The organism is Pseudomonas sp. LBUM1647, assembly GCF_059716175.1.
The window spans coordinates 84793-108530 of sequence record NZ_CP166809.1 but is presented as its reverse complement, the minus strand read 5'-3'; the positions used below and the strand labels follow the sequence as shown (position 1 = coordinate 108530).

At 58.0% G+C, this 23738-nt stretch carries 25 protein-coding genes and 1 pseudogene; 15 read left to right on the top strand and 11 right to left on the bottom strand.

Translation table 11 applies throughout. The features are described from left to right. Positions 1-6 precede the first annotated feature (6 nt). On the top strand, positions 7-327 hold the full coding sequence (locus ACA059_RS00530; protein ID WP_497632297.1) for a DUF2388 domain-containing protein: 321 nt from the start codon (positions 7-9) through the stop codon (positions 325-327). Continuing rightward, entirely contained in the window at positions 324-2285 is a 1962-nt protein-coding gene (locus ACA059_RS00525) for a DUF7844 domain-containing protein (RefSeq protein ID WP_497632296.1), read from the top strand. Before ACA059_RS00530 ends, ACA059_RS00525 begins: the two co-directional genes overlap by 4 nt. A gap of 50 nt (positions 2286-2335) precedes the next feature. Here the strand turns inward: ACA059_RS00525 and ACA059_RS00520 are convergent, their stop codons facing one another. The 3 genes from ACA059_RS00520 to trpB all read right to left on the bottom strand — a co-directional run bounded on the left by ACA059_RS00520 (position 2336) and on the right by trpB (position 4960). Continuing rightward, positions 2336-2791, bottom strand: coding sequence for an anti-virulence regulator CigR family protein (locus ACA059_RS00520; RefSeq protein WP_497632295.1), 456 nt, complete (start codon positions 2789-2791; stop codon positions 2336-2338). Positions 2792-2912: 121 nt separating this feature from the next. Further along, the gene (gene trpA, locus ACA059_RS00515) at positions 2913-3725 is read right to left on the bottom strand and encodes a tryptophan synthase subunit alpha (RefSeq protein ID WP_497632294.1); all 813 of its coding nucleotides are present in this window, start codon (positions 3723-3725) and stop codon (positions 2913-2915) included. Beyond that, on the bottom strand, positions 3725-4960 hold the full coding sequence (gene trpB, locus ACA059_RS00510; protein ID WP_497632293.1) for a tryptophan synthase subunit beta: 1236 nt from the start codon (positions 4958-4960) through the stop codon (positions 3725-3727). The genes trpA and trpB overlap by 1 nt, the downstream gene beginning before the upstream one ends. Positions 4961-5072: 112 nt before the next feature. On the opposite strand from trpB, the gene ACA059_RS00505 reads away from it, so the two are divergent. Continuing rightward, positions 5073-5966 carry a LysR family transcriptional regulator gene (locus ACA059_RS00505; protein ID WP_497632292.1) on the top strand — a complete coding sequence of 298 codons (894 nt, stop codon included), beginning with the start codon at positions 5073-5075 and terminating at the stop codon, positions 5964-5966. Here the strand turns inward: ACA059_RS00505 and ACA059_RS00500 are convergent. Next, on the bottom strand, positions 5963-6289 hold the full coding sequence (locus tag ACA059_RS00500; RefSeq protein WP_008152522.1) for an ElaB/YgaM/YqjD family protein: 327 nt from the start codon (positions 6287-6289) through the stop codon (positions 5963-5965). The genes ACA059_RS00505 and ACA059_RS00500 overlap by 4 nt on opposite strands. Before the next feature lie 155 nt (positions 6290-6444). Here ACA059_RS00500 and ACA059_RS00495 point away from each other — a divergent pair, with 155 nt between their 5' ends. After that, on the top strand, positions 6445-6660 hold the full coding sequence (locus tag ACA059_RS00495) for a dodecin (RefSeq protein WP_497632291.1): 216 nt from the start codon (positions 6445-6447) through the stop codon (positions 6658-6660). Positions 6661-6783: 123 nt separating this feature from the next. Next, complete coding sequence (locus ACA059_RS00490) at positions 6784-7008, top strand: DUF1161 domain-containing protein (protein WP_497632290.1); 225 nt, start codon at positions 6784-6786, stop codon at positions 7006-7008. A gap of 64 nt (positions 7009-7072) precedes the next feature. Here the strand turns inward: ACA059_RS00490 and ACA059_RS00485 are convergent, their stop codons facing one another. After that, the gene (locus ACA059_RS00485; protein WP_095126740.1) at positions 7073-8074 is read right to left on the bottom strand and encodes an LLM class flavin-dependent oxidoreductase; all 1002 of its coding nucleotides are present in this window, start codon (positions 8072-8074) and stop codon (positions 7073-7075) included. 241 nt (positions 8075-8315) lie between these two features. On the opposite strand from ACA059_RS00485, the gene ACA059_RS00480 reads away from it, so the two are divergent. Together ACA059_RS00480 and ACA059_RS00475 are read left to right on the top strand one after the other, a co-directional pair. Beyond that, positions 8316-8747, top strand: a complete 432-nt coding sequence (locus ACA059_RS00480) for an OsmC family protein (protein ID WP_008152515.1) — start codon at positions 8316-8318, stop codon at positions 8745-8747. A gap of 157 nt (positions 8748-8904) precedes the next feature. Next, positions 8905-9138, top strand: coding sequence for a DUF1161 domain-containing protein (locus tag ACA059_RS00475; RefSeq protein ID WP_497632289.1), 234 nt, complete (start codon positions 8905-8907; stop codon positions 9136-9138). A 6-nt stretch (positions 9139-9144) separates the two neighbouring features. On the opposite strand, the gene ACA059_RS00470 is transcribed toward ACA059_RS00475, so the two are convergent. Beyond that, positions 9145-9567 carry a PA0061/PA0062 family lipoprotein gene (locus tag ACA059_RS00470; protein ID WP_497632288.1) on the bottom strand — a complete coding sequence of 141 codons (423 nt, stop codon included), beginning with the start codon at positions 9565-9567 and terminating at the stop codon, positions 9145-9147. A gap of 40 nt (positions 9568-9607) precedes the next feature. Beyond that, on the bottom strand, positions 9608-10030 hold the full coding sequence (locus ACA059_RS00465) for a PA0061/PA0062 family lipoprotein (RefSeq protein WP_497632287.1): 423 nt from the start codon (positions 10028-10030) through the stop codon (positions 9608-9610). 59 nt (positions 10031-10089) lie between these two features. On the opposite strand from ACA059_RS00465, the gene ACA059_RS00460 reads away from it, so the two are divergent. Then, positions 10090-11166 (top strand): aminopeptidase, encoded by a 1077-nt coding sequence (locus ACA059_RS00460; RefSeq protein WP_497632286.1) that lies wholly within the window; start codon positions 10090-10092, stop codon positions 11164-11166. 117 nt (positions 11167-11283) lie between these two features. Here ACA059_RS00460 and ACA059_RS00455 read toward each other — a convergent pair whose 3' ends face one another. Continuing rightward, on the bottom strand, positions 11284-11934 hold the full coding sequence (locus ACA059_RS00455) for an HAD family hydrolase (protein WP_497632285.1): 651 nt from the start codon (positions 11932-11934) through the stop codon (positions 11284-11286). 26 nt (positions 11935-11960) lie between these two features. Next, on the bottom strand, positions 11961-12506 hold the full coding sequence (locus ACA059_RS00450) for a gamma carbonic anhydrase family protein (protein ID WP_497632284.1): 546 nt from the start codon (positions 12504-12506) through the stop codon (positions 11961-11963). Between the two features lie 62 nt (positions 12507-12568). Between ACA059_RS00450 and prlC the strand changes: the two genes are divergently transcribed. From prlC to ACA059_RS00435, 3 genes are all read left to right on the top strand, one after another. Beyond that, on the top strand, positions 12569-14647 hold the full coding sequence (gene prlC, locus ACA059_RS00445; protein WP_497632283.1) for an oligopeptidase A: 2079 nt from the start codon (positions 12569-12571) through the stop codon (positions 14645-14647). After that, positions 14644-14931 carry a YheV family putative zinc ribbon protein gene (locus ACA059_RS00440; protein WP_497627505.1) on the top strand — a complete coding sequence of 96 codons (288 nt, stop codon included), beginning with the start codon at positions 14644-14646 and terminating at the stop codon, positions 14929-14931. The genes prlC and ACA059_RS00440 overlap by 4 nt, the downstream gene beginning before the upstream one ends. A 111-nt stretch (positions 14932-15042) precedes the next feature. Beyond that, positions 15043-17085 carry a M3 family metallopeptidase gene (locus ACA059_RS00435; protein ID WP_497632282.1) on the top strand — a complete coding sequence of 681 codons (2043 nt, stop codon included), beginning with the start codon at positions 15043-15045 and terminating at the stop codon, positions 17083-17085. 9 nt (positions 17086-17094) lie between these two features. Here the strand turns inward: ACA059_RS00435 and ACA059_RS00430 are convergent, their stop codons facing one another. Next, the gene (locus ACA059_RS00430) at positions 17095-17739 is read right to left on the bottom strand and encodes a phosphatase domain-containing protein (protein WP_497632280.1); all 645 of its coding nucleotides are present in this window, start codon (positions 17737-17739) and stop codon (positions 17095-17097) included. A 299-nt stretch (positions 17740-18038) separates the two neighbouring features. On the opposite strand from ACA059_RS00430, the gene ACA059_RS00425 reads away from it, so the two are divergent. Genes ACA059_RS00425 through ACA059_RS00415 form a run of 3 tightly spaced genes read left to right on the top strand, consistent with a single transcriptional unit; the run spans position 18039 to position 21880 of the window. Further along, positions 18039-18779, top strand: a complete 741-nt coding sequence (locus ACA059_RS00425; protein ID WP_497632279.1) for a gluconate 2-dehydrogenase subunit 3 family protein — start codon at positions 18039-18041, stop codon at positions 18777-18779. A gap of 2 nt (positions 18780-18781) precedes the next feature. Further along, complete coding sequence (locus ACA059_RS00420) at positions 18782-20566, top strand: GMC family oxidoreductase (RefSeq protein ID WP_497632278.1); 1785 nt, start codon at positions 18782-18784, stop codon at positions 20564-20566. Positions 20567-20578: 12 nt separating this feature from the next. After that, entirely contained in the window at positions 20579-21880 is a 1302-nt protein-coding gene (locus ACA059_RS00415) for a c-type cytochrome (RefSeq protein ID WP_497632277.1), read from the top strand. A 102-nt stretch (positions 21881-21982) separates the two neighbouring features. On the opposite strand, the gene ACA059_RS00410 is transcribed toward ACA059_RS00415, so the two are convergent. Then, a complete protein-coding gene (locus ACA059_RS00410; RefSeq protein ID WP_497632276.1) occupies positions 21983-22288 on the bottom strand; it encodes a hypothetical protein in 306 nt (101 codons plus the stop codon). A 304-nt stretch (positions 22289-22592) separates the two neighbouring features. On the opposite strand from ACA059_RS00410, the pseudogene ACA059_RS00405 reads away from it, so the two are divergent. Beyond that, positions 22593-23736 (top strand): annotated as a pseudogene (locus ACA059_RS00405) (colicin E3/pyocin S6 family cytotoxin). Positions 23737-23738 lie beyond the last annotated feature (2 nt).

Sequence of the window (23738 nt, the reverse complement as noted above, 5' to 3'; positions counted from 1 at the left end):
CGTTCCATGCGTAGCCCTCTGATTGTTGCCGCCCTTGGCCTGCTGTTATTGGCCGATGTTGCCCAGGCGCACACTCTGGTCGCCACCAGTAACATCATCATCAATGCCACCCAACGCACGCTTGATTTCACTTCCGATACCACGACGTCCATCCGTGACTCGAAGATCGTTCGTGAAGCCCACGACGATGCCGCCAGTTTCGTTGCCAGCGATGGCGACATTCGTGGCGCGCACCTGGAAGCGGCCTTCAATACGTTGCGTACCCGCGTACCGGAAGCCCGCGACGCCAGTGATCAGGTTCTCGCCGAAGCCATCCTCGCACTGTGAGGTCGCCAGGCGCCTGGCTGTTGGCCGGGGTCATGTTGCTGCTCGGCAACACGGCCCAGGCTGACTTGCAATTAAGGCTTAAAACCGAAGGCCTCAGCCCCGCTCAACAACAGGCCAGTCAGGCGTTGCTAAATGAAGCCATGCAGGCGCTGCCGCCGCGGTTCATCGAGCAGCTCGACCGACGCATCGACGTCGGCTGGACCGATGACATGCCGAGCAACGCTTATGGCCAGGCGTCGCTGGTGTCCGAGCTCGATCTGAACCGCAACCTGCTTGCCAGCCTCACTGACGGCAGCGCCGCGACCAAGAAGACTTATCGCCCCCATGGCAACGTGCGCCGCGAAATGCTTGCCACGGTGTTGCATGAACTCACCCACATCTATGACCGCTCGCGCCTGTGGCCAGACGCGGAGCGCACGCTGATTCAGCGCTGCACCCGGCGCAACAGCAGCTCAGGGCTGATTGGCATTCCCGATGAATGCCGCGGCCAGTCCGACCGACGCTTTACGCTCAGCGACGACCCGCACCTGCTCGACCTCGCCGGCTGGCCACAGTATGTCGGCCGTCGTGGCGAACGCGAACAGTACAACCGGCAAATTGCCCGCAGCCCGGACATTTACGAGACGAGCAGCCCCAAGGAGTTCGTCGCGGTCAACATGGAGTATTTCCTTCTCGACCCGGCCTACGCCTGTCGCCGTCCTGCGTTGTACCGCTACTACAAAGAACATTTCGGCTGGGCGCCCGCCGCTAAAGACGCATGTGGCAAAACCTTCTCCTTCCTCAATGCTGGCAACGATTTCGCCAAAACGCCACTGGGCCAGGTAGATCCGGAACGGGTCTACGCCGTCGACTATCTGCTGGCAGAAGCCAACCAGAACTGGGTCAGCCGCTGGGGTCACAGCATGTTGCGGTTGGTGATCTGTGCACCCGGCCGGCCACGTGGGCCAGATTGTCGGCTGGATCTGGATCAGCATCTGGTGTTGTCCTACCGCGCCTTCGTCGGTGACGTACAGCTGTCGAGCTGGGATGGACTGGTGGGCAAATATCCGTCACGCCTGTTTGTCCTGCCGCTGGCGCAGGTGATCGACGAATACACCAAGACCGAACTGCGCAGCCTGGCCTCGGTGCCGCTGAACCTGTCGCGCAACGAGATCGAAGACGTGGTGGAACACGCCGCTGAAATGCACTGGAGTTACGACGGCAACTACTTCTTCCTGTCCAATAACTGCGCCGTAGAGGGCCTGAAGCTACTGCGTAGCAGCACTAACAATACAAAACTGGTCGGGTTAGACAGCATCATGCCCAACGGTTTGCTGGAAGTGCTCAAGGGCCGCGGACTGGCGGATACCAGCGTGCTGGATGATCCCCGCGAAGCGCTGCGCCTGGGCTACCGATTCGACTCCTTCCGCGATCGTTATCAAGCGATGTTCGAAGTGCTGAAGAAGCATTTGCCGATCAAGCAAGAAAAGGTCGAAGACTGGCTCTCCCTAAAAGCTGAAGAGCGCCGGCAATGGATCGACCAAGCCGATTTGCGCACCAGCGCAGCATTACTGTTACTGGAGCAGGCAGCCTTCCGCCAACAATTGGTGCTGGCCCAGGACGAAGTAAAGCAGCGCTATCTGGGCGCTCGGGAACTGAAGAACGGCGGCATGGACAAAGCCAACGCAACTTTGCAGCAAATTCTTGCCAACAGCGGCTTCCTCAGCCGTCCGGCGGAGCTGCTCGGCACCGGTGGTTATGGATTGCCGCAGCCAAATGAGTGGCAGCGTCTGGAATCGGAAAGCAGCCTGCGGCAGAAGCAGCTTCAGGCGCTGACAGGCGATCTGGACAAAGAAGTGAGAGCGCTGCTCGAACCGAGCCGTGCGGCCGAAATGGCCGCCAATGAAGCCAACCTGAAGCAGGTTGGCGAGCATCTGAGGAAGTTGCACAAGGCTGCGGGCGGCTTGGAGTTGCCGTAAACGAAAGGCTTCGCGGCTAACCCGCGAAGCCTTCAACACTTACCTGCTATTCAAAGTACCCCTTCGAGAATTTCATAAACGATCCCGGTTCCTACGGCGATCAACACAATGTCGCCGCCCGCACGGCGCCATTCGTACCCTGGGTAATACGGCAGCCGGCCCAAGGCACGGTTATCCAGGCGTTCGCCGTAATAGCCGTGAGGCAATGGCCGGCCACGCACCAGATGAATACCCGGAGGTGGCGGAGCACCGCGCACGAAATAACCATGGTTATCGTGGATAGTCTGGCGTACCGGGCCGAAGTCCCGTGGCGGAGGGCCGCCGCGATGATTGTCCTGCGGGCCACGGTGATCGTCGCCATGATTGTCACCGTGGTTATCGTAGTGGCCTTGCTGCGGGCCGCCGCGGTCGTGATCGTCGCGCTGATCAGCACTCGCATTCAGCAACGGGGTGGCACTGAGCATCAGCACACCCAGGCTGGCAATCAGACGTTTCGGCATTTTCATCGGGGCTTTCCTCACTGCACATACAGCAAAAAGGGCTTCAGAACGCAGTCCTGAAGCCCTCGGTCTTGCTGTTTAGTCTGTGCCGCGAGGCTCTAATTCCTCTGTATCAGGAACTTTACCTTCAGCTGACGCGGGCTTTACGCACGCCGTCTGCCAGAGCCGAGCAAAGGCTCAACACGCCATCAACTGCCTGATCCGGCGTCGAGGCATTGGCGATGTGATCGATCAACGCTGAACCCACCACCACGCCATCAGCCAGACGCGCGATGGACGCCGCTTGCTCCGGTGTGCGAATACCAAAACCGATGCTGATCGGCAGATCGGTGTGGCGACGCAGACGCGCAACCGCTTCTTCAACATGCTCCAGCGTCGCCGCGCCCGCACCGGTCACACCGGCGACAGATACGTAATAGACGAAGCCGGAGCTGCCGTTCAGGACGGTCGGCAGGCGCACATCATCGGTCGTCGGGGTAGTCAGACGGATGAAGTCCAGACCGGCAGCCTGGGCCGGGTCGCACAGCTCGCCGTTATGCTCGGGCGGCAAGTCGACCACGATCAGACCGTCAACACCGGCCTCTTTGGCATCGGCAATGAAGCGCGGCACGCCATACATGTGAATCGGGTTGAAGTAACCCATCAGCACCAGCGGCGTCTCGGCATTGCCTTCACGGAACTCGCGAACCATTTGCAGGGTTTTCGCCAGGTTCTGCTTGGCGCCGAGGGCGCGGATGTTGGCCAACTGGATGGCCGGGCCGTCGGCCATTGGATCAGTGAAGGGCATGCCCAACTCGATCACGTCGGCACCAGCGCCGGGCAAGCCTTTGAGGATCGCCAGCGAGGTGTCATAGCTCGGGTCGCCAGCGGTCACGAAGGTCACCAGGGCGGCACGATTCTGTTCCTTGAGTTCGGCAAAACGCGTTTGCAGGCGGCTCATCAGTGTTTCTCCTGCTTGGATTGCTCTTGTTGAGAGTGTTCCATGTGGTGCATCACGGTTTGCATGTCTTTGTCGCCACGGCCGGACAGGTTGACCACCATCAGGTGATCTTTTGGCAAGGTCGGTGCGCGCTTGAACACTTCGGCCAGGGCATGGGCGCTTTCCAGTGCAGGGATAATCCCTTCCAAGCGGCAGCATTTGTGGAACGCGTCGAGGGCTTCGTCATCGGTTACCGAGGTGTACTGAACGCGGCCGATGTCATGCAACCAGGCGTGTTCCGGGCCAATGCCTGGATAGTCGAGGCCGGCAGAGATCGAGTGAGCGTCGATGATCTGGCCATCGTCGTCCTGCAGCAGGAAGGTACGGTTGCCGTGCAGTACACCCGGTACGCCGCCGTTCAGGCTGGCCGCGTGTTTACCGGTTTCGATGCCGTAACCGGCCGCTTCAACGCCGATGATCTCGACGCTTTTGTCGTCGAGGAACGGGTGAAACAGGCCCATGGCGTTGGAACCACCACCGATGCACGCCACCAGGCTGTCTGGCAGACGACCTTCCTGGTCTTGCAGTTGAGTACGGGTTTCTTTGCCGATAACGGCCTGAAAGTCGCGAACCATCGCAGGATAAGGGTGCGGACCGGCGACAGTGCCGATCAGGTAGAAGGTGCTGTCGACGTTGGTCACCCAGTCACGCAGGGCTTCGTTCATCGCGTCTTTCAGGGTGCCGGTACCGGCCACGACCGGGATCACTTCCGCGCCCAGCAGCTTCATGCGAAATACGTTGGCCTGCTGACGTTCGATGTCAGTGGTGCCCATGTAGATCACGCAATCGAGGCCGAAACGTGCAGCCACGGTCGCCGTTGCCACGCCGTGCATGCCAGCGCCGGTCTCGGCGATGATGCGTTTCTTGCCCATGCGCCGCGCCAGCAGGATCTGGCCGATGCAGTTGTTGATCTTGTGCGCGCCGGTGTGGTTCAGCTCTTCGCGCTTGAGGTAAATCTTCGCGCCGCCGCAGAACTCTGTCAGACGTTCAGCAAAGTACAGTGGGCTTGGACGACCCACGTAGTCGCGCTGGAAGTAGGCCAATTCTTCTTTGAATGCAGGATCATCCTTGGCCAATTCGTATTCACTGGCCAGATCGAGGATCAACGGCATCAGGGTTTCGGCGACGTAACGGCCGCCGAACGCGCCAAACAGGCCGTTGGCGTCGGGGCCGTTGCGCAGATTAGTCTGGGTCATGGGTCGCTCCAGTTGAATGCGTGGGAAGACAATGGGGTTAACTCTACCCCTGACGCCTTGAGCTGAAAACCGATAAGATTGCTGCAACCTGTCAGGAAAACTCACAGATCTCATGAGCCATGACCTTCCCCCGCTGAACGCCCTTCGGGCCTTCGAAGCGACTGCCCGCCTGAACAGCGTCAGCAAGGCCGCCGAACAGCTACACGTGACCCATGGTGCGGTCAGCCGGCAACTCAAGGTGCTTGAAGAACACTTGGGCGTAAGCCTGTTTATCAAGGATGGTCGCGGCCTGAAACTCACAGATGCCGGCATTCGTTTGCGCGATGCCAGCGGCGAGGTGTTCGAGCGTTTACGGACTGTTTGTGCAGAGCTGACCCAGAGCACCGCCGATGCACCGTTCGTACTGGGTTGCTCGGGCAGCTTGTTGGCTCGCTGGTTTATTCCCAGGTTGGGACGATTGAATGCCGACCTGCCTGACCTGCGCCTGCACCTGTCGGCTGGCGAGGGCGATCTCGATCCTCGTCGCCCGGGACTGGACGCCTTGCTGGTGTTTGCCGAGCCACCGTGGCCAGCGGACATGCAAGTCTATGAGTTGGCGAGCGAACGGATCGGCCCAGTCATGAGCCCGCGATTCGCGGGCTACGAACGACTGCAAGACGCACCGCCCGCAGCGCTGCTGAGCGAGCCATTGCTGCACACCACCTCACGCCCTCAGGCCTGGCCAAGCTGGGCACAGCAAAGCGACCTCGACGCCAAAGCGTTGAAGTACGGACAGAGTTTCGAGCATTTGTATTATCTGCTGGAAGCCGCAGTGGCCGGCCTGGGTGTGGCGATTGCGCCCGAGCCGCTGGTGGCCGAGGACTTGAAGGCCGGCCGCCTGGTTGCGCCATGGGGCTTCAGTGAAACCCCGGCGCAACTGGCGTTGTGGCTACCCAAGCGCGCCGCGGACGGGCGAGCTCGGCAACTGGCGCAGTGGCTCAAAAACGAGCTGCGCCAGACGGATTAGTCACCGCGTTTGAATAGCAGATAAGCCGCGAGCAGACCCAATGCACCGACGGCCACACCCGCTGTCGTCCAAGGGTGTTCCTGGGCGTAGTCCCGTGTGGCAATCCCGGTTTCACGGGTTTTGACTTTGACTTCTTCGTACGCATCGCTGAGCAGATGGCGCGAATGCTTCAGCGCGTTCTCGGCGTTGCTTTTCAAGGCTTTAAGGGTTTTACGCGACTCGTCAGAGGCGTCGTCCTTCAGGTTTTCCAAAGACTTCAGCAGACTCTCGATCTCGGCTTCCATGCTTTGCAATGAGGCTTTACGTAAAGAGGTGTTGGCCATGGTGGCTCTCCTGCATTGATTGAGTTGAGTGTGTTGGTTGGGACTTCAGGGGTTCGAGAAAGTGCAGTAAATCTGAACTTCCACTTCGGATTGGCCGACAGAAGTAATACGAAAAATCACTGCTAGGCTGTATTTCACACCCTGAGGAGAACGCCATGACTGACCATCACACCTACAAGAAAGTCGAACTCGTCGGTTCGTCCACCAGCAGCATTGAAGACGCCATCAACAACGCACTGGCCGAGGCCAGCAAAAGCCTCAAATATATGGAATGGTTTGAAGTGACCGAAACCCGCGGGCAGATCAAGGACGGTAAGGCAGCGCACTTTCAGGTGACGCTCAAAGTCGGGTTCCGGATTGCCAGTAGCTGAGTTTGAGCTAATCTTCTGAGCCTGCGCGCTGGCCGAGCGCCATAGGGAATGGCAAAGCGCTACATATTTACATCCGGCTGATTGCTGGGTGCCCCTATTGATCCGACCAGGGAATGCGACCCGATGAAGAATTTTATTTTAGCGGTAGGTTTGTTGATTTTTGCGGGAACAGCCCTGGCTCAGGGCAAGTCGTGCGAAGAGCTGAAAGCCGAGATCGCCGCGAAACTTGATGCCAAGGGCATTTCTAATTATTCGCTGGAAATTGTCGATAAAGGCGCTGCTGCTGGCGGGAAAATCGTCGGCACCTGTGAAAAAGGCTCCAAGCAGATTGTCTACAAGCAGGGCTGACCTCCCTCGAAAATGAATAAGCCGACGCAATGACGTCGGCTTTTTTGTGCTCGCTATTTGAGCGTCAGCCCTTCATGACCTGGGCCAGCAGCTCGTAGGAGTGCACGCGATCGGCATGTTCGTACAGGTCGCAGGTAAAAATCAGCTCGTCCGCCTGGGTCTGCTCGATCAGCACTTCCAGTTTGGCGCGGATTTTCTGCGGGCTGCCGACCATCGCCAAGCCAAGGAAATCGCCGACGGCCTCTTTTTCATGAGGCAGCCACAGGCCGTCCATGGTTTTTACCGGAGGACGTTGCACCAGGCTCTGGCCACGCATCAGGGCGAGAATCCGCTGATAGACCGAGGTCGCCAGATAATCGGCCTGCTCGTCGGTGTCGGCAGCCACCAACGGCACACCAAGCATCACGTAAGGCTTATCCAATATTGCTGAAGGCTTGAAGTGATTGCGATAGACGCGAATGGCCTCATGCATGAAGCGCGGCGCGAAATGTGAAGCGAAGGCGTAGGGCAAACCGCGTTCACCCGCCAGTTGTGCACTGAACAGGCTGGAGCCCAACAGCCAGACCGGGACATTGGTGCCCGTGCCTGGCATTGCGATGATCCGCTGGTCCGGGGTCCGCGGGCCGAGGTAACGCATCAGCTCCGCCACGTCTTCCGGGAACTCGTCGGCGCTGCCGGAGCGTTCACGACGCAAAGCGCGGGCGGTCATCTGATCGGAACCGGGAGCACGGCCCAGGCCCAGGTCGATCCGGCCCGGGTACAGACTTTCGAGCGTGCCGAACTGCTCGGCGATCACCAGCGGCGCGTGGTTTGGCAACATCACACCGCCCGAGCCAACACGAATGGTCGAGGTGCCGCCAGCCAGGTAGCCAAGCAGTACCGAAGTCGCCGAACTGGCAATGCCGTCCATGTTGTGGTGTTCGGCAACCCAGAAACGGTTGTAGCCGAATTTTTCGACGTGCTGCGCCAGGTCCAGGGAATTGCGCAGCGACTGAGCCGCGCTGCCGTTCTCCCGCACGGGCACCAGATCGAGGGTCGAGAACTTGATATCGGACAGTCGTTTCATAAGCCTGCTTCTCCAATTGAGGGCGCAGGTTTTTTCTTACAAACGAAAACCTGCCGAATCTATAAGCGTGATTCATGCAATGAGGGCATATACCCGAGTTTCAATAGCAGAGGCAAAATTCCTACCGAATTTGAAGAAAGATCAGATGAGGTGAACTTTGCACCACGGTCTATCCTCAGAACCCTAGCAACCGAAAACCACAAAGGCGCGACGCTTCGCGCCGGATCTTGAGGAGGCATTCATGGCTATCACAAAGAAAGCATCAGCTCATTGGGAAGGTGATCTGAAAACCGGCATCGGCTCGATTTCCACGGAAACCGGTGTCCTTAGAGAAGCGCCCTACGGCTTCAAGGCCCGTTTCGAAGGCGGCAAGGGCACCAATCCGGAAGAGTTGATCGGCGCAGCGCACGCGGGCTGCTTCTCCATGGCGTTTTCGATGATTCTCGGCGATGCCGGTCTCAAGGCTGACAGCATCGATACCAATGCCGAAGTCACCCTGGACCAGGTGGACGGCGGATTCGCGATCACGGCAGTGAAACTGATCCTCAAAGCGAAGATTCCTGGGGCGACTCAGGCTCAATTTGAGGAATTGAGTAATAAAGCCAAAGAAGGCTGCCCGGTTTCCAAAGTGTTGAATGCGAAAATCAGTCTGGATGCAACATTGGTCAGCTGATAAGGGGTTGTCGCGCTCCCCGATAAAAGATCGCAGCCTCGGCGGGCTGCGTTCTTTTTTTGCCCTGAAACAAAACCTGGCTGGCGAGATTGTGGTCGAATAAATGACAGCAGCTAAAACGCATCATCGTGCGCGCTGCCTCAAAGGAGCTTCAACCATGAAACGTTTCGCCTTGGCGGTTATCTGTTGCGCGCTGGCCACATCGGCCCTGGCGGCAACGAAATCCTGTGAAGAACTCAAGGCCGAGATTGAAGCCAAGATCCAGGCCAATAACGTCTCGTCCTACACGCTGGAAATCGTCACCAACGACGAAGTACACGATCAGAATATGGTCGTTGGCACGTGCGACGGCGGCACGAAGAAAATCATCTACCAGAAGAACGACCGCTGATTCACCTCACATGAGGCAATAGGACTCTCGATCTTCCGCGACGATTTCACGCTTGGCGTTGTACAACCGGGCGCCGGGATTAAACGCTATCGACTGGCCTACCAGCACATAACGTTGGCCGGCTTCGAAATGATCATAGTTGATGGTCAGGTAGCACAGCCGTTCCGAGGGACCGTTCATCACACCTAAGCCCCCACCACCGGGCACTTCGAAGTCGAATCGAACGATCAGCTCATGGCTACCGGGAGTGACCTGGAAAAAACGCCCGTCGCGCAATCGCTGCTTGTCCAGACGTTCGGCCATCAACAACTTATCGTTGGGGAAGGGCGTCGAGAACTCGACCCAGGCCATCTGCGGATTAACCGCTGGCAACGGGCTCTGACAGCCAGCAACGATGCTTGCAGCAAGTAACAGCGTTAACCTGCGCATGATGATTTTCTCAAGGACTAGTCCTTTAGAATAACGCCGATCAGGTGCGTTGGCAGCCTGCCGGTACACCTTGGCCAATCACTTTTCGCTGCTGATCATAGAGCTTTGCCCACGGCCGAAAGCCGATATTTCCTGCTTTCAGCTGATACCGCTCGCCGGCGTTGAAATCGTTGAATTTCACGCTCAACTGGCAATCACGCCATAGAGGCTCGGCGTCTGGGCCGATGTTGGTCGGTGCGACCGGGAATTGGTAACGAACCGTCAACTCATGGCTACCCGGCTGAACCTCGAAATAGCGCTTGTCGGTGGCGGCCTTGTCATCGACTTCCAGCGCTTGCAGCGCGGTGTCTTCCTGCTTCGAATCCAGGTCGATCCATGCTTGAGCCGGATCATGGGGGGGTAATCCGAATCCAGCACAACCTGCCAGCATCAGCAGGCTTCCTGTCAGCATCAACGTGCGCATAGCGGAGCTCCAGTCAGGCGGGATAGTCTTGCGGGCAGACTCTCCAGGGATGATTCATTTTGATCAGGCCGCTTCCAAGCCTTGGGTTACTTGATCGCGTTTTACGCATTTTGTTTCCGGGCGTATTGTTTTTGTTGCTCAACGGCTGCGCCGGCGTCAGCTATTACGGCCAATTGGCCAGTGGTCAGTTGCAATTGCTGCGGGCACGCGAGCCGGTTTCCAGAGTGATTGCCGATCCCGGTCGCGATCAATTATTGCGTGCGCACCTGACTCAATCACAAAAGGCCCGCACGTTCGCCAGCCAACAGCTGCAGCTGCCGGATAACCAGAGTTACCGTTTGTACGCCGACATTGGCCGGCCGTTCGTAGTCTGGAATGTCTTCGCCACGCCGGAATTTTCCCTGACGCCACAGAATCATTGCTTCCCGGTCGCCGGTTGCGTCGCCTATCGCGGTTACTACAGCCAGAGCGCGGCCCGCGGTGAGGCTGCGTTGCAACGATTGCAAGGTATGGACGTGTCGATCGGTGGCGTCGAGGCTTATTCGACGCTCGGCTGGTTCAACGATCCGATTATCAGTTCGATGATGGCCTGGGGTGACGAACGATTGGCCTCGCTGATCTTCCATGAGCTGGCGCATCAACGTTTTTATGTGAAGGACGACACCGAGTTCAATGAGTCTTTCGCCACCTTCGTCGAACAGGAAGGCACCCGCCAATGGCGTGCATTCCGCGGCCTGGCGCCAGACAGCGGGGCGCAGGTGCAGCAACGGGACCAGTTCATTCAATTGGTTCTGGATACCCGCACGCGACTCGAACGGCTGTACACCCTGCCCCTGCCCGCCGACCAGATGCGCCAGCGCAAAGCCGACGAGTTCGAAAGATTGCGGGGTGAATACCGGCAGTTGCGCGACAGCCAATGGGCCGGGGACAAACGCTATGACGCGTGGATCAATGCGCCGATGAACAATGCCCGTCTGTTGCCGTTTGGGCTGTACGACCAATGGGTGCCGGCGTTTGCGGCGTTGTTCAGACAGGTGGGTGGGGATTGGGTGAGGTTTTATGCGGCAGTGGAGAAGTTGGGCGGGTTGCCCGTTGGAGAGCGAAAAGCCGCACTGAGGAAGCTGATAGACAAATAATCTTGTGGCGAGGGAGCTTGCTCCCGTTCGGCGGCAAAGCCGTCGCCATGCGAGGTCTGCCGGATTGGGACCGCTGCGCGACCCAGCGGGAGCAAGCTCCCTCGCCACAATTCAGTGTCAGCGCCGCGAAAACGCCTGATGCATCTCTTCCAGCGTCTCGAAGTGATAGGTCGGGGCTTCAGCGCTCAACTCTTCCCGGCTGCCAAAACCATAACCAACAGCCGCTGCATCCAGCCCGTTACTGCGCGCACCGATCAGGTCGTGTTTACGGTCGCCGATCATCAAGGTGTTGGCCGGGTCCAGGCCTTCTTCGGCCATCAAGTGGGCGATCAGCTCGACTTTGTTGGTCCGGGTTCCATCCAGTTCGCTGCCATAGATCACTTTGAAGTGCTTGGCGAAGTCGAAGTGCCGGGCAATTTCCCGGGCAAAAATCCACGGTTTGGACGTCGCGATGTACAGCTGTCGCCCTTGCCCGCCGAGGGTTTCCAACAGTGGTGTGACGCCGTCGAACACGCGGTTTTCGTACAGGCCGGTGACCTTGAAGCGTTCGCGATAGAAGTTCACCGCTTCCCACGCCTTGGGCTCGTCGAAGTCGTAGAACTGCATGAACGCCTGCAACAACGGCGGGCCGATGAAGTGTTCAAGTTTGGTCAGGTCGGGTTCATCGATGCCCAGTTTGCTCAAGGCGAACTGGATCGAACGGGTGATGCCCTCGCGTGGATCGGTCAGGGTGCCATCGAGGTCGAACAATACGGTTTGGTAATGCATGTTGAATCCTGAATAAGGGCGCAGGGTCAGAGCTGGTCGTAGCCTTCGGCCAGATGCAAATTCTTGAGCTTCACGTAGTTCGCCGCGCTGTAGGTGAAAAAGGCTTTTTCCTTGTCAGTCAGCGGCCGGACCTGTTTCACCGGGCTGCCCACATAAAGGAAGCCGCTTTCCAGGCGTTTGCCCGGGGGCACCAAGCTGCCAGCGCCAATGATCACATCATCCTCAACCACCGCACCGTCCATGACGATGCTGCCCATGCCGATCAGAATCCGATTGCCCACGGTGCAGCCGTGGAGCATGACTTTATGCGCGATGGTCACATCGTCGCCAATCAGCAACGGAAAGCCATCGGGATTGAACGGCCCGGCATGGGTGATGTGCAGCACACAACCGTCCTGAACACTGGTGCGCGCGCCGACCCGGATGCGGTGCATGTCGCCACGAATCACCGTCAGCGGCCAGACCGAGCTGTCTTCGCCGATTTCAACGTCGCCGATCACCACCGCCGAACCGTCGACAAAGGCGCCTTTGCCGAGCAGCGGCGTGTGGTTCTGATACTTGCGAAGGGTCACGATAGGCTCTCTCTCTTTTGCTGATAGCTGCGGTGAGCGTCGATTGTAATTAAGATGGCGCAATGTTTCTTCCAGCCAAGGTGCCAACCGTGAGCGTGAACAACCCTCTTTTGCAGTCCTACGACCTGCCGCCGTTCTCGGCGATCCGTGCCGAACACGTGCAACCGGCCATCGAACAGATCCTGGCTGACAACCGCGCCGCCATTATCGAGATCCTCAAAACCCAGGGCAAACAACCGACCTGGGCCGGCCTGGTGCTGGCGATGGACGAGCTGAATGATCGCCTGGGCGCTGCCTGGAGCCCGGTCAGCCACCTGAATGCCGTGTGCAACAGCGCCGAATTGCGCGAAGCCTACGAGTCCTGCCTGCCGGCCTTGAGCGCCTACTCCACCGAATTGGGCCAGAACCGCGAGTTGTTCGAGGCATTCGAAGCGCTGGCTAACAGCCCCGAAGCTGCCGGTTTCGAGGTGGCGCAGAAAACTATCCTGGAACACTCCCTGCGTGACTTCCGTCTGTCGGGTATCGACCTGCCGGAAGCCGAACAAAAGCGTTACGCCGAAGTGCAGAGCAAATTGTCGGAGCTGGGCAGCCGCTTCTCCAACCAGTTGCTCGACGCCACTCAGGCCTGGACCAAACACGTCACTGATGAAGCTACCCTCGCCGGCCTGACCGATTCGGCCAAGGCGCAAATGGCCGCGGCTGCACAGGCCAAAGGTCTGGAAGGCTTCCTGATCACCCTAGAGTTCCCGAGCTACTACGCGGTGATGACCTACGCCCAGGACCGCACCCTGCGCGAAGAAGTCTACGCCGCCTACTGCACCCGGGCGTCGGACCAAGGCCCGAATGCCGGTCAGAACGATAACGGCCCGGTCATGGAAGAAATCCTCGACCTGCGTCAGGAACTGGCCAAGCTACTCGGTTTCGCCAGCTTCTCGGAGCTGAGCCTGGCCACCAAAATGGCCGAATCCAGCGATCAGGTCCTGAGTTTCCTGCGCGATCTGGCCAAGCGCAGCAAGCCGTTCGCCGCCCAGGATCTGGAACAGCTCAAGGCTTACGCTGCCGAACAAGGCTGCCCGGACCTGCAAAGCTGGGACAGCGGTTTCTACGGTGAAAAACTCCGTGAACAGCGCTACAGCGTCGCTCAGGAAACCCTTCGCGCTTACTTTCCGATCGACAAAGTGCTGGGCGGTCTGTTCGCTATCGTTCAGCGCCTGTATGGCATCGAAATCGCCGAGCAGAAAGGCTTCGACACCTGGCACCCGGATGTTCGCCTGTTCGAAATCAAGGAAAACGGCCAGCACGTCGGTCGCTTCTTCTTCGACCTCTACGCCCGCGCCAACAAGCGCGGCGGTGCCTGGATGGACGGCGCCCGCGACCGTCGCCGCACGATCAGCGGCGTATTGCAAAGTCCGGTGGCGAACCTGGTGTGCAACTTCACCCCTGCCGACAGCGGCAAACCGGCCCTACTGACCCACGATGAAGTGACCACCCTGTTCCACGAATTCGGTCACGGCCTGCATCACCTGTTGACCCGCGTTGAACACGCCGGCGTATCCGGCATCAACGGCGTGGCCTGGGATGCGGTCGAGCTGCCAAGCCAGTTCATGGAGAACTGGTGCTGGGAGCCGGAAGGTCTGGCGCTGATCTCCGGTCACTACGAAACCGGCGAACCGCTGCCTCAGGACCTGTTGGAGAAAATGCTCGCGGCGAAGAACTTCCAGTCCGGTCTGATGATGGTCCGTCAGCTGGAGTTCTCGCTGTTCGACTTCGACCTGCACGCCACCCACGGTGACGGCCGTAGCGTGGCGCAAGTGCTTGAAGGTGTGCGCGACGAAGTCTCGGTGATGCGTCCACCGGCCTACAACCGCTTCCCTAACAGCTTCGCGCACATCTTCGCCGGCGGTTATGCGGCGGGCTACTACAGCTACAAATGGGCTGAAGTGCTGTCGGCGGATGCCTTCTCGAAGTTTGAAGAAGACGGTGTGCTCAACGCCGACACCGGTCGTGCGTTCCGCGAAGCGATCCTGGCGCGCGGAGGCTCCCAGGAACCGATGGTGCTGTTCGTCGACTTCCGCGGACGCCCGCCGTCGATTGACGCACTCTTGCGCCACAGCGGCCTGAGTGAGGTCGCGGCAGCATGAGTGAGGGTACTGTGATCACGAAAAAGCGCTTTATCGCCGGGGCAGTCTGCCCGGCCTGCAGCGAGCCGGACAAGTTGATGATGTGGAACGAAGACGAAGTCCCACATCGTGAGTGCGTGGCCTGCGGTTATTCGGACACGCTGAATGAACAAGGCCTGTCCGTGCCCAAGGAATTGGGCACGCGGGTCAACACCTCGGCGCTGAAAGTACCGGACGCCAAGGTTCAGGCCGTGCAGTTTTTCCCGAACCCGAAGCTGAAGAAAAAGCCTGACGAGCAACACTGAGTCACCGCCACCTCCACACCTTGCGGTGTGGGGGTGGTAACTATCTACCACCTTTCCCCTGCGCCTCCTTTATAGGCTGACCGAAATCAGTCGCCATCCAAGGAAGCCGCCATGCCCGATACCAATCCGCTTTTACAGGCCTGGGACCTGCCGCCCTGGTCGGAGGTCCGCACCGAACACCTCGTGCCGGCAATCACAGCCATCATTACCGACAACCGGCAGGTCATTGCCGAAACCATCACCAGCCAATCCGTATTCCCCAATTGGGATGACCTGGTTCTGGCCATCGATGAAATCGATGCTCGCCTGGGCGAGGCTTTGAGCATCATCCAGATCCTGTCGATGACGAAACACAACGATACCGCCTGGAACACCGCAGCTGCTGTATGCAGCGACGCCGGGGCGCAGTACCGATCCGAAAGAATGAGCAATCGTCCGTTGTTTGATGCATACCAGCGATTGGCGGACAGTTCGATCGCCCTCAATTTCGATGAACCGCGCAAGGCCGCGCTGGCCAAGATTCTGCGCAAATTTCAATTGTCGGGAATCGACTTGCCCCTGAGGCAACGGGAAAAGCTGGCCCGATTGAACCTCGACATCGATCGCCTCGAAGAGCTGTTTCTCATCCATCTGAAAAGCGCCAACGCTGCATGGACCAAGCACGTCGATGACGTTGCGGTACTGGAAGGTTTATACCCCACCGTAAAAGATCGTCTGATGCGCCTGGCCAAAGAGGCAGGACATGAAGGCTGGCTGATTCCCCTGGACCACAACACCTACCAGCAAATCATGAGGTACGCCGAAAATCGGGCATTGCGAGAGGAGTATTTCGTGGCGTACTCCACGCGCGCGTCCGATCAAGGCCCGCATGCCGACGAGTTCGATAATGATCCTGTACTGACGTTGCTGCTTTCGCTGCGCCACCAGAAAGCCGAACTGCTAGGTTTCGATAATTTCGCGCAACTGCGTCTGGCCACCGCAGCGGCCGAGTCCACCGATCAAGTTCGTAGTTTCCTGCGTCGGCAAGTGACATTGAACACACCGCCCCTTGCACGGGATTCAAAGGAGCTGAAAGAGTTTGCGCTCGAACGGGGCATCTCGGAAGTACACGCCTGGGACCGCGAATTTCTCGCTGAACAACTGCGCCACCATCGTTTCCCTGAAGCCCTGAAGAATCTGCGCGACTATTTTCCCCTGGACGGCACCTTGCGACGACTCTGCCTGTTCTGCGAACGCCTGTTCGGGATCCGGATCCTCGAGCAGGCTGAATTCAGTCGCTGGCATAGCGACGTGCGCCTCTTTGAGATCAGCGAGCATGGTCAGACCATCGGGCATATTTATCTTGACCCGTACCACCGCAAAGAAGCTCCGGATTACGCCTGGACCGGCACACTGCGAAACCGACGAATAAACGCCGAAGGCCGGGCAGCGCTACCGATTGCCGATCTTCACTGCAACTTCACGCCTGGGGTCGACGGCCATCCGTGCCTGCTTGAGCACAAGGATCTGCGGACGCTTTTTCATGAATTCGGTCACTGTCTGCAACACGTGCTGACGAGTTCGCCGCATCACAACCTTTCCGGCATTTCCCAACTGGGGCGCGATACGGTGGAGTTCGCAGGGCAAGTATTCGAGCAGTGGTGCCTGTCACGGGAGTTTCTATTATGGCTCGGTGCCCACCACCAAAGCGGTGAACGCTTGACCGAGACGCGGGTAGACGCGGCACTGGCAGCCCTCGAAACCCGGACCAGCAGACAAACCGCACTCTTGCTGATGGGTGCAATGTTCGATTTCGAAGTGCACCACAGCCAAGGCGATGGCCGTAGCATTCAGCAGGTATTCGAAGACGTTCAGCAGGAGATTCCCCACGTGCAACTGCCGTCTTATTGTCGGTTCGCAAACGGCTTTGACTACATGGTGACCGGTTACGCCGCCTCCGTTTACGCCTACACGTGGTCAGGCGTACTGGCCAACGAAGCCTTCAAGCGATTCCGTCAGGACTGGGTCTTCAATGCGCAAACAGGGCGAGCCTTTCGCGAGGCGTTTTTTTCTCCAAGCGATTCGCGCTCCTTGCTGACCGCCCTGGAAGCGTTTCTTGAACGGCCGATCGCCGAAGATCTGTTCGCGCTTTCGTCAGAGACCGTTACCCGCTGAGGCAACGGTTTACTCGACATGGGCCGATTTGAACCAGCTCTTCATCGAACAACTGGCGAACGGACTCGTGCTGCAATCGCCGTTGGCCAACGCGGTGCGGAGCTTGTCGACATCGGCCTGCATCATGTAACGGATGCCGTCCTTGAAATGAGTGCTGTCACCAAAGCCGCCCTGGATCATTTCGTTCAGGGCGTCTTCCTTGCTCCAGCCTTGCACCACGACCCGGTACATGGCCGCCATCAGGCCCGTGCGGTCCGAACCATGTTTGCAGTGCATCAGCACCGGCCCCGTGGCTTCGGCAGTCTGGATCGTACGAAGGGCGTTGAGTACATCCGCGTCATCCACATGGTTGGTGCGGTAGGGCAGCTGTATTTGCGCAATTCCTGGCGTCGATAACCAGCTTGAATCCGACTCGGGCAGGAACGTGATAACCGTTCCGACCTTGAGTTTTTCCAGTAACGGCACAGCGCCTCTGTCGGGCAATGCACTGCGATAGAGCGTCGGGGACATTTTGAAGAGGTTGTATTGCACCTCGACCAATTGAGCCCACTCCGCAGGTCGGGGCAATGCACTGTCGTCGGCAAGGGCCAGCGTCAGGTTTAAAAGTGCGGCCAGCGACAGGCAAATCGCCGGGATACAACGCAGTAGAGACATGCTCGGGGTGACCGTTCAGGAAGAGTCGGGAAGATGACACCGAGCTTCAACCCCGAGCGGTCAAAGGCCTGTGACCCCTCTGTCAAAGAATCGTGAATCAGCCGATCGCTTTCGTCGCAAAACCGAGGTTTTTTAGCTGAATCGGTTCATCTTTATGCTTAGCCTGCTACCATTTGTTTCTCCATATTACCGATGCGCCCTATTGCTCCCCGCTTACTGGCGAACTTCATCGGTGCCAAAACGAAAAGTCGTCCTGCGAGACGGCTGAAAAACCGCTATGCCTGATGAGGTGCCACCCTATGTCCGATCAAGATCGAGACAACCCGCGGCGTGAGTTTTTGCGCAAATCCCTGACCTTGATCCCGGTGGTCACCGTTGCCAGCACCGGTCTGGGCAGCACGGTCCTGATGGCCGCGCCCGAAGCAGCCCCGGCCAGTTCCGGCAAAGCGCCGGTCAGCACCAGCACCTATGAACCAAGCTACTTCACCGCCGAAGAATGGACGTTCATCAAGGCGGCTGTCGCCCAGCTGATTCCAAGCGATGCCCAAGGGCCAGGCGCCCTGGAAGCCGGTGTGCCCGAATACATCGACCGCCAGATGAACACGCCTTACGCGGCCGGCGCGCTGTGGTTCATGCAGGGGCCGTTCAACGCAGACGCCGCTCCAGAAATGGGCTGGCAGAGCAAATTGGTGCCCAAAGAGATTTATCGCCTGGGCATCGCCGCTACGGATGCATGGTCGAAAGCGTTGAACGGTAAAGTATTTGCTGAGCAAGACAGCGCTACCCGAGACGATTTGCTCAAACAACTCGAGGCCGGAAAACCTCAGTTCGACAGTGTTCCAGCGAAGATTTTCTTCAACCTGCTGCTGCAAAACACCAAAGAAGGGTTCTTCTGCGACCCGATTCACGGCGGCAATAAAGGCATGGTCGGCTGGACCATGATCGGCTTCCCCGGCGCCCGCGCCGATTTCATGGATTGGGTGGAACGCAACGAGCAATACCCCTTCCCGGCAGTTTCGATTCGCGGCGAGAGGGCGTAAGCATGGCAACGGTAATGAAGAAGGTCGACGCAGTGATCGTCGGTTTTGGCTGGACGGGCGCGATCATGGCCAAGGAGCTGACAGAAGCCGGCCTCAATGTGCTGGCGCTGGAGCGCGGGCCGATGCAGGACACTTACCCCGATGGCAACTACCCACAGGTGATCGACGAACTCACCTACAGCGTGCGGAAAAAACTCTTCCAGGACATTTCCAAAGAGACCGTGACCATTCGCCATAGCGTGAATGACATCGCGTTGCCGAACCGCCAATTGGGCGCCTTCCTGCCCGGCAATGGTGTCGGCGGCGCGGGTCTGCACTGGTCCGGCGTGCACTTTCGGGTCGACCCGATCGAGTTGCGCATGCGCAGCCACTACGAAGAACGCTACGGCAAAAGCTTCATCCCCAAGGACATGACCATCCAGGACTTCGGCGTCAGCTATGAAGAACTGGAACCGTTTTTCGATTACGCCGAGAAGGTCTTCGGTACGTCGGGTCAAGCCTGGACGGTGAAGGGTCAGTTGGTCGGCGAAGGCAAGGGCGGCAACCCCTACGCGCCGGATCGTTCGAATCATTTCCCGCTGGAGTCGCAGAAGAACACTGTCTCCGCACAGCTGTTTCAGAAAGCGGCCACCGCGGTGGGTTACAAACCCTACAACCTGCCCTCGGCCAATACGTCAGGCCCCTACACCAACCCCTACGGCGCGCAGATGGGACCATGTAACTTCTGCGGTTTTTGCAGCGGCTATGTCTGCTACATGTATTCCAAGGCATCGCCGAACGTAAACATTCTGCCGGCGCTCAAACCGCTGCCCAATTTCGAGCTGCGGCCCAACTCCCACGTACTGCGGGTCAATCTCGACAGCACCAAGAGCAAGGCGACAGGCGTCACCTACATCGACGGCCAGGGCCGGGAAATCGAGCAGCCGGCAGATCTGGTGATCCTCGGTGCCTTCCAGTTCCACAATGTGCGGCTGATGTTGCTTTCGGGTATCGGCAAGCCGTATGACCCGATCAGCGGCGAAGGCGTGGTCGGCAAGAACTTCGCCTACCAGAACATGGCCACCATCAAGGCCTACTTTGACAAAGACACCCACACCAATAACTTTATTGGTGCCGGCGGTAACGGCGTGGCGGTGGACGACTTCAACGCCGACAACTTCGATCACGGGCCCCATGGCTTCGTCGGCGGCTCGCCGATGTGGGTCAACCAGGCCGGCAGCCGACCAATCGCAGGCACATCCAACCCGCCGGGCACCCCGGCCTGGGGCAGTGCCTGGAAACGTGCCACCGCCGATTACTACACCCATCAAGTGTCGATGGATGCCCACGGCGCGCATCAATCCTACCGCGGCAACTACCTCGATCTGGACCCGGTGTACCGCGATGCCTACGGCTTGCCACTGTTGCGGATGACCTTCGACTGGCAGGAAAACGACATCAAGATGAACCGCTTCATGGTCGAAAAAATGGGCAAGATCGCCGAAGCGATGGGCCCCAAAGCCATCGCCGTGATTGGCAAGAAGGTTGGCGATCACTTCAACACCGCGTCTTACCAGACCACCCACCTCAACGGTGGCGCGATCATGGGCACCAATCCGAAAACCAGCGCCCTGAACCGTTACTTGCAGAGCTGGGATGTGCACAACGTTTTCGTCCCTGGAGCATCAGCTTTCCCACAAGGTCTGGGCTACAACCCTACCGGCCTGGTGGCAGCGTTGACCTACTGGTCGGCCCGCGCAATCCGCGAGCAGTACCTGCAAAACCCCGGTCCGCTGGTTCAGGCTTAAGGAGCGATGACCATGAAAGCACTTGTTATCGCGACCCTGGCGCTGCTCGGTTGTGGCTCGATCAACGCCGCAGAAATCGATCAAAACCTGATCAAACAAGGCGAATACCTCGCCCGCGCGGGTGACTGCGTGGCTTGCCATACCGCCAAGGACGGCAAGCCGTTCGCCGGTGGTCTGCCGATGGAAACGCCGATCGGGACGATCTACTCCACCAATATCACGCCGGATAAAACCGGCTTGGGTGACTACAGCTTTGAGGATTTCGACAAAGCCGTGCGCCATGGTGTCGCCAAAAACGGTAGTACCTTGTACCCGGCGATGCCTTATCCGTCCTACGCCAGCGTCAACGAAACCGACATGAAAGCCTTGTACGCCTACTTCATGCGCGGCGTGGCACCTGTCGCTCAGGAGAACAAGGACAGCGACATCCCTTGGCCTTTGAGCATGCGCTGGCCACTTGCGGGCTGGCGCTGGATGTTTGCCCCGGCTGTGGCGGACTACAAAGCGGCACCCGGCGAAGATGCCGTGGTCAGTCGTGGGGCTTATCTGGTGGAAGGCCTCGGACATTGCGGCGCGTGCCATACGCCGCGTGCCCTGACCATGCAGGAAAAAGCCCTGAATGCGGGCGAAGGCAGTACATTTCTGTCAGGTAGTGCGCCGCTTGAAGGCTGGATCGCGAAAAGTCTGCGCGGCGATCACAAAGACGGCCTCGGCAGCTGGAGCGAAGAACAACTGGTGCAGTTCCTCAAGACCGGTCGCAGTGATCGCAGCGCAGTGTTTGGTGGCATGAGTGATGTGGTGACACACAGCATGCAATACATGACCGACAACGATCTGACCGCGATTGCCCGTTACCTCAAGTCCTTGCCGGCGAATGATCCCGACGACCAGCCGCACCAGTACGACAAACAGGTCGCACAGGCGCTGTGGAACGGGGACGACAGCAAGCCCGGCGCTTCGGTGTACATCGACAACTGCGCGGCCTGTCACCGTACCGATGGCCATGGCTACACCAAAGTGTTCCCGGCGCTGGCGGGCAACCCGGTGTTGCAGTCGCAGGATCCGACGTCGCTGATTCACATCGTGCTCAAGGGCGGCACGCTGCCGGCGACTCACACGGCGCCTTCGACCTTTACCATGCCGGGATTCGCCTGGCGCTTGTCGGATCAGGAAGTGGCGAATGTGGTGAGTTTCATTGCCACTAGTTGGGGCAATAAAGGTGCCACTGTTAAAGCCAGTGATGTAATGGCGTTAAGGGAAGACGATATGAAAACGACTTCAAATGATGACATTGGCCAAGCGACGACTCATTAAATAAAATAAAAAAGCGGCATGGAAACTCCATACCGCTTTTTTAGGTTCAGTTACAAACTACCGCGCACTTAATATTTACCTACTGCATGCGCTCAATCGCGATTACGGATTGACGATCTTCGAATAGGCACCCGCCAAGGCCAGCAGAACGGCCTTGTCTTGTGCGTCGATGTCACCATCACCATCTACGTCAGTACGGGCGGGACCCATGGTGAAAGTCTTGCCGCCGTCGTTCGATACGGCCTCGCGGGTGCTCGAGTCCAGCAGAGCGTAAGTGACAGCACGGTTTTCCGCATCGTAACCCTCTTCCTTTAATGCAAACTGCATGGAAACCCGAACTTCTTTTGGACTTACAATGGAGGCCGGCAACAGTTGTAAAAAAATACCGCGGCGATTGTAATTCGACATTATTTAATTCCATTTAATAATTGAACACGACAACTTCGTGTGAGGCGGATATTACTAATAGCCCTTATAAACACGCTACTTGTTATATGTATCTCATGGTGACGAACGCTTTAATCAATCGGTAGAAATACAAAGAACCAGGCTTTTTTAGCATTAACAGGCGCCCCACACAGTTATCCTTCGCCCCAGCACATGATGAGGAACATAGGGAATATTCAGTATTGTTTTTGGGACTCTTCCTACAGCCAGTGTTTAAGCCCTCCGTTAGGGTGGTCATTTTTCATGGAAGTATGGAAGCTTTGCTATGTGTGGTTGCCCCATTTGCAGACCCCGCAAACCCACCTCGGAGGACATCCGGCGCCAACAGGCAGATACCCTTCGGTATGAAAAAGGATTGGCTCGTGATGAAGCCAGACGGAACGAAGCATCAACAGAACCATCGGCAAATGCCCCTACCTTTGGCTGTGTGTTCGCCAAGAGCTGTAACCTCCCTGACGGCGTAATCAATTACAACAACCCAGCCGGATTTGTGCCTGTTGAGAAACTGGCCGACTACGGAATGTGGTCTGTGCTTGGAACTGGGGCATCAATTACCGCCCAAGGCACTCCACTGCGAATGGTGGGCGGGTCTGCTAGTGGCAGTGCAATTGCTCAACGTCTTGGCGGTTCACTTGCACTTACTTTGCTGGAAGGATCAACAGTTATTGCTGCTGGCGCTGCTTTGGGTACCGTTGCGTTACTGATGCCAAACACCAGCATTTCACCAGACAGTGCCTTCTACACGAACGATCAATACGCAACGCTTGATGCTGGTCGTACACGTGTCCGTGTCAATGCGAAGACCCTGACGAATGGTTCAGTAAACGTTTACGGGTTCTACACGGGTGGCAAAAAAGACTGGGAAAATGTCCCTGTCATCGAGGGCAAGAAAGACGGTGAAAAATACGTTGCTGACATCGGCAACGGGATTGGGCTCACTTGGACGCCAACGGCGAGCCCTGACGGTGTGCTAGGCATTCCTGCACTGGAAGTGCGCGCCACAGTTACCGACTGTGTGGGTGTATCCGCCGACCGAACAGGCCAATAAGATATTGGTCAACCCGAAGCACCCACCAGATTACCAAGACGCAATCATCTCGTTTCCAAACACCGGGATTCAGCCGATTTATATTTCGCTGAGTGTCTCAGGTGACCATAGCTATCACCCGGCGCCTAAAGGACTGACAGCCTTTCCTGATGCGGTGAAAGATAAAGCAAAAAACAATGTTCAAGGCGGGGGCGGACAGCGTAAACGCTGGAAAGACAGCAAAGGTCGCATTTACGAGTGGGATAGCCAGCACGGGGCAGTTGAAATGTACGACAAGCAAGGAAAGCACCTAGGCGAGTTCGACCCTGAGACAGGGGAACAGACCAAGGCCGCAAAACCGGGAAGAACCACTCCTAAATAGAT